Source organism: Candidatus Omnitrophota bacterium (assembly GCA_030695905.1).
Classification (GTDB): domain Bacteria; phylum Omnitrophota; class Gorgyraeia; order 2-01-FULL-45-10; family 2-01-FULL-45-10; genus CAZHPY01.
The window spans coordinates 1-6347 of the sequence record JAUYOL010000014.1 but is presented as its reverse complement, the minus strand read 5'-3'; the positions used below and the strand labels follow the sequence as shown (position 1 = coordinate 6347).

General features: G+C 43.1%; 1 protein-coding gene. It reads right to left on the bottom strand.

The window, feature by feature from the left end; all coding sequences use genetic code 11:
• Positions 1-62 precede the first annotated feature (62 nt).
• Positions 63-6248: a LamG-like jellyroll fold domain-containing protein gene (locus Q8R38_02395; protein ID MDP3790874.1), complete on the bottom strand. Its 6186-nt coding sequence runs from the start codon at positions 6246-6248 to the stop codon at positions 63-65.
• Positions 6249-6347: the final 99 nt, after the last annotated feature.

Sequence of the window (6347 nt, the reverse complement as noted above, 5' to 3'; positions counted from 1 at the left end):
GTAGAAACTGCTGTCGTGGCACTTGCGTTACCAGACTTTCCCGATTCATTATTTACGGCATCTTAAGCTGAAACAGAGTAGGCATACGCGGTTGCGGAGATAAGTCCGGTATTTGGATATGAGTTAATCGTTGAAGTCGCGATTTGGATGGTTGGTATGCAGGACAAACCTTGGCAACGATAGATTTTATAGCCAACTACTCCAATATTATCTGTTGATGCAGTCCATGAAAGTGTCAGGCTTGATGAGGTCACGAGCGATGCTATGAGATTTGTTGGTTGCGTTGGAGCTATTGTGTCGCCGCCTCCACCACTTTCTTCATACGCGCCAATGTCATATGCGGCGCCTTGAGGACGAATTGTATTTTCAAGGTCAGTAGTTGGTGCCAGCTGTGCATTATATGTAGCTGCGCCAACATTGAGTGCTGGGGATCCGGCAAGTAGGTGGTAGTTATTAATTCCCGGATTTACGAACAATGCGCTTTCTGTCGCAACCAGAGAATTTGAATCGAATCCTATTGCTTGCCATTGTGCAAGAGTCAAAATAGTTACCTCTCCATCTCGAGACATACTATTATTCATCACATTATAATTACTAAAGAATCCATTATTAGTAAGGGAAATACTTCCTCCGGTGCCCATTGTGCGCAGAATATTGTTGAAAATATTGTGATTACCAAGATCTTCGGAAAGTTTAATCGCCCATCCCGTACTCGATGATGGAAGAACAATAGTATTATTAATAATTTTCAAACTCTGCGGACCTGCCGCGCCATCAATCCGAAACGCTCTCAAGCCATGTCTCACCACTCCGTAAATTAAATTATTTTGAATCAACGAATTTTGAACTCCATCCATACTAAAACCATTTTGTGGGCCATTTGTAGCTGGACTGCCGGCAACTATATTTTTTTCAATTATTAAACCTGTAATTAAACCGTCTCCGCCTATAGAAAGATCGCCATTAATATGCAAGCCCTCTCCGTTCATTATATTACCGCGAATAATCGTATTTTTAGAACCGGCATTGGCAAGATAAATAGCATGTTCCCATCCTGTCGAAATACCTGTATAAGTTACCGTGTTGGATTCCACTAAAGAATTAGCGACTTGAGAAAGATAAATGCCTTCACGCCCTACGCCAACCCCAGAATACACGCAATAGTTATTTTTTAATATCAAACTATTCATCGGACTGGTGGCAACTGCTCCTCGGGCGGCAATACATCTCTGCGAAACATTTTGTATTCTTAATCCATCAACAGTAATATAGCTGATATTCTGCAGCCTAATACCATCTCCGGTTGGTCCATCGACGTTAATTAAAACATTCTGACCATTAGCCTTAAATGTTATCGGCGACAATTGCGCGCCGGATACCGTTACTTGAAAACCAGCATAGTTGCCGTCATAGACAAGCACTGTATCGCCTGCGATTGCGGCGTTTGCCGCGGCTTGTATGGTGGCATACTCTTGTGTCGAGCCCACTGTGTCGTCAACACAAAGAATATTAGCCTCCGAACAACTTGACATCGGTGCTGCCATGGTCGTCGCGCTTGCGCTTATTGACTGACTTGATACATTACCAGCCGCGTCAAAAGCGGCAACGGTATAAGAATAAACCGTTGAAGCAGAAAGCCCCGTATCAGAGTAAGAATTAGTTGTGGGAGTAGCGATTTGGACGCCTCCTCTAAAAACTCGGTAGCCTGTTACTCCAATATTATCAGTGGATGCAGTCCAAGAGAGGTTGATTTGAGATGAGGAGATGGCAGTAGCAACAAGATTCGCGGGAACTGAAGGAGCTTGAGTGTCTGGAAGAGGCGGAGATTGTGTAGTGCAAATTTCTGCCGGGCAAGGATTCCCTAGATATTCCCAGATGTATGAAGTAAGCGTTTTGGGGCCTCCATAAAGACCACTGCCAGTCGCTGCAAAACCACGATTAGGAGTGTTAGTATAAGCAGGGCTATCTACTTCAGCGGCATCATCATGAATCCTTTGCTCATTAGGCCAAGGCCAAAGCGACTCATTAGTAAGTTGGTCATATCCCAACTCTCCCCATAATGTTCCGGTAACACCGTAGCGCTTTTCAACAGTAGCACCTCGCTTTACTCCTCCTTCTCCCGTGCCGCTATCAGGTGTCCTTGTTAAATATTGGATATTAGGATTAGTAGTTATGAAATTCGTGCCTTGCGCTTGAGATGCTGGATAATACCAATTGTAGTTGATAATATCACCGACATTATTTGGATTGCTGTTATTATAAAAAAGGCTGTTTTTTATATTTACGATATTTCTGGTACTGTAACTGCCAGACCAGTAAGCAATACCCCTATTTGAATTTCCTACTGTTAATTGACTAAAGTTAGTAGTCTTAGTTGGATCGCCATCCCTTAATGAAAAACCCTCGCCCACGCCCCAAGCAACGCTATTTATCATATCATTCCCGCCTCCAGGAGGTTCTTCGCTGAATATGGCGCCGTTAGTTGGAAGATTAAGAAAGATACTGCCATAAACCTTATTGTTTATGGTTGCATGCGGCCCATTCATTCCTCCGCCAAGTCCGCTCGCGGAATTAAAATCCAAAGCAATACAATTCTGGCACAGATTATCATGGCTGGGTTGAATAACGAGGCTACTTCTGCATCCAGTACCTTGCGCTCCGCCATAAAAATTAAATCCTGCTTTAGGCTCAACATTGGTGTTGCCATCAAAACGCGCAAGAACTCTGCGCAGTATTACATTAGAAGATTCTGAAACACTTATGCCATAACGCATCGTCCCTATAACCCAACTATCTTCAACAAGCACATTATAACTCTCGCAACCTATCCCTATAGGGCCGCCATATCTCTCATTAATCGGCACGGCATTTTTAATGCCGACTTTTAAAATTTTAATATGATGAGAGCGCGTTATATCAATATAGCTTCTTAATAATTTTAGTCCTTCAATCTGAATGTAAGATGAACCATCAGCTACGCTAGTGCTATAAGGACCGCCAATATAAATATAGCTATCCTGGAGAACAGCTTGCCCATCATTTTCAGCTTTAATAATTGTATATGCGGCAGCTGAACCATTAGGAGGAGAATAAGAATTGTATTTTTGATTTGGAAGGAATACTCCAATTGATTGTGTATAAGTTCCATCTTTCAGAATTAGAGTATCTCCGCCTACGATCCGGCTGATGGCATAGGTTATTGTTTGCCAAGGGTTATTGTATGTCCCATTGCCCGTGGCATTATTACCTGTAGGCGAAATATAATAAACATTGCCGGTAGAAACTGCTGTCGTGGCACTTGCGTTACCAGACTTTCCCGATTCATTATTTACGACATCATAAGCTGAAACAGAGTAGGCATACGCGGTTGCGTCGATAAGTCCGGTATTTGAATATGAGTTAATCGTTGAAGTCGCGATTTGGATGGTTGGTATGCAGGACAAACCTTGGCAACGATAGATTTTATAGCCAACTACTCCAATATTATCTGTTGATGCGGTCCATGAGAGGTTGATTTGAGATGCAGAGATGGAAGTTGCAACAAGATTCGCGGGAACTGAAGGAGCTTGAGTGTCTGGAAGAGGCGGAGACGCGTTATTTACTGTGATTGTTATCACGCTTGATGTCGCGTAATTGTTTGAAGTATCTCGCGCAACGGTAATCAAAGTATGGGAACCGTCTGTAATTGTTGTTGTGTTTAAAGCATAAGAATAAGGAGAAGATATAGCTTCTGTCCCTAAAAATGTGTTTGTATCTAATTTAAATTGAACTCCGGCTATGGCTATATTGTCTGTTGCGTTTGCGGAGATTGTGATTATGTCTGCTATAGTTACTCCACTTATTGGAGATGTAATAGAGGTTGTTGGCGGAGTAGTATCACCAGATGGAGCTGCCACCGAAAACGAGATAGAATAATCTGTTGTGTTAGCATTACCCGCCGTATCCTGACATCTGACGTAATAGTTATAGCTAGTCCCATTAGTTAATCCAGTAATAGTTTGGGAATGAGCTGTGGCTCCTGTTGTGGTGAGGGTATTTATTATTGAAGCGTAGGCGGTATTGGCCGTGGTTCCATATTTGCAGGTGGAGTTTTCATTTGTTGAAAGAGATAAGGTGGTTTGGGTTGTGCCAAAAGCAAGGATGCCCGAAGGAGCGCCTGCTGATAGAACAGGAGGAGTTGTGTCTGGAGGCAGAGGCGATCCTCCTGTTGTTTCATCAGCTCCGATGTCCCATGCGCCGGAACGGATCTGTCCATCAATATCATCAGAAAAGGCGAGACTGGCGTCTGCGGATAGAGAGACTCCCACATCTTTGGCTGAAACGTCGGTAGATGCGAGATGGAAGTCTTCATTATTTAATGTTGTGCTTATAAAAGAAACTGTTTTACTGTTTTGTGGATTAGTCCCAGGGGCATCAGTTCCACTTGATAGATTATTTGTTGAACTAGCGTCAAATGTCCCAGTATAATTTATCGATGCTCCGATTTGCGAAATATTGTTTTTAGCTATTACGGTTCCTGCCCTTTGCCTTATATTATTGTTAGAACTATATACAGTATTATTATATACGTAATAGGTTACCCCAGCTTGCTGAAAGTCCATCCCATGGCCGTTATTGCCATTCATGCCATATATTATGTTATTCCATATCTTAAAAGTTCCGCTTAACCCAGCACTGATAAGTATCCCGGCTTGAGATTGACTATTTGTTCCTTGAAAAATATTATTAGAAATTCTGACATCTAGATTAGACATTAATCCGCTTGTACCTAACGTAGTTCCGTAAGAACCGCTAGTGGAAAATTGAAGACCGTCAATACGAACATTCTCTTCTCCTACCATTAGAGCTTGCCCGCTACTCAATCTATACTTCCCCGTATCCCATTTCCCGCTATGCCTTGCGGCTGTTGTCGTATAAATCTTTATGTAATTATTCAGTCCCGTTGTCCAACCAGCTATGGTGACCGCTGTTGTATCAGGACTCGTCCATGGTCCGTCAATTTTTGCTTCCGCAATCTTATTCGCGCACACTAAATCACCTGGCGTACATGCGCCCCATGTAATACCACCTAATGCCGCTTCCCATGCGGAAAGGGTTGTATAACAATTCGTGTAGCCGGTGCAATTTTGTCGAATTAAGCCAACAACGACATTATCCGCCTGCGTTACTGTTTCAAGCACCGTAGATTTTACTGATACATTTTGAGCAAGATCATGCGCTGAAACTTGATATGCATAATTAGTACTTGGAGAAAGTCCGAAATCTTGATACGTTGTTCCCGTAGTCACATCTGCTATTTGCACTGTTGGAGTACATGCAATGCCTTGGCAACGATATATATAGTATCCCGTAACGCCAATATTATCAGTGGATGCGGTCCAGGAGAGATCTATCGTTGATGTCGCAATGCTAGTAGTGATAAGACCCGTTGGTACTGATGGCGACACTGTGTCGCCGCCGCCTCCTCCGCCACCTCCTCCAGATCCCTCCGCGATTGTTGCCGCAAATTGCGCCGCATATATTTTCCGCACCTCTGCCGGTGATACCGTACGATTATATACCCGCACATCATCAATGACGCCATTAAAATATCCACTCGCATTGTTACTTAATTTTCCAATGGTAAAATTAGTATCATAATTTTGAATATCAATGCCTGTATAGGTATTCGCGTCAAGAATACTATTTATATAGAAACGTAAGGCGCCACTTTGGAGCGTTACCATCACGTGCGTCCATTTATTAATATCAATAGTTTGCGCGCTTTCTTTTATTGTCGTATCACCAACGCGCCCAGCCAAAAAACCAAGCTTTCCATTATTAATACGAAGTCCGTAGCCTATATATGGAGAGAGGTTATAGTCATGTCGGTCAATGAGATACGACTCACCCGTCACGCTGTCTGGTTTTACCCACAGCGAAATTGACATCGTGTCATCCGCAGAAAAATTTAATGCCGTATTATTGCCTGCGTCAATAAAATTACCCGTGCCATCAAAATTGAGCGCGGTATGTACTTGTCCACTAACCCACGATGCGCCAAAAACACTTCCCAGTTGCGCATTCGGCGATATATCTTTCGCAACGCCGCCTGTTCCTTCATCAAAATCCCATAAACCAACCAAACCAGTTGCTCGAGTCCATCGCCCAAGATTAGTGCCTGTTTCAAATCGCGCTGGATCCGTTCCTCCGTCAGTCAGAGAACGTTCCACAAAATTTTTACTTGAAGTCAACATCGCGGAAAACACATAACTTCCTGGTACATATGCATAATACAAATTTTCTGTATCGCTATTCACTGGATCGATGGGGAGTGTTGCGAAGGGAGCTCCTGATGAGAGTTGGGT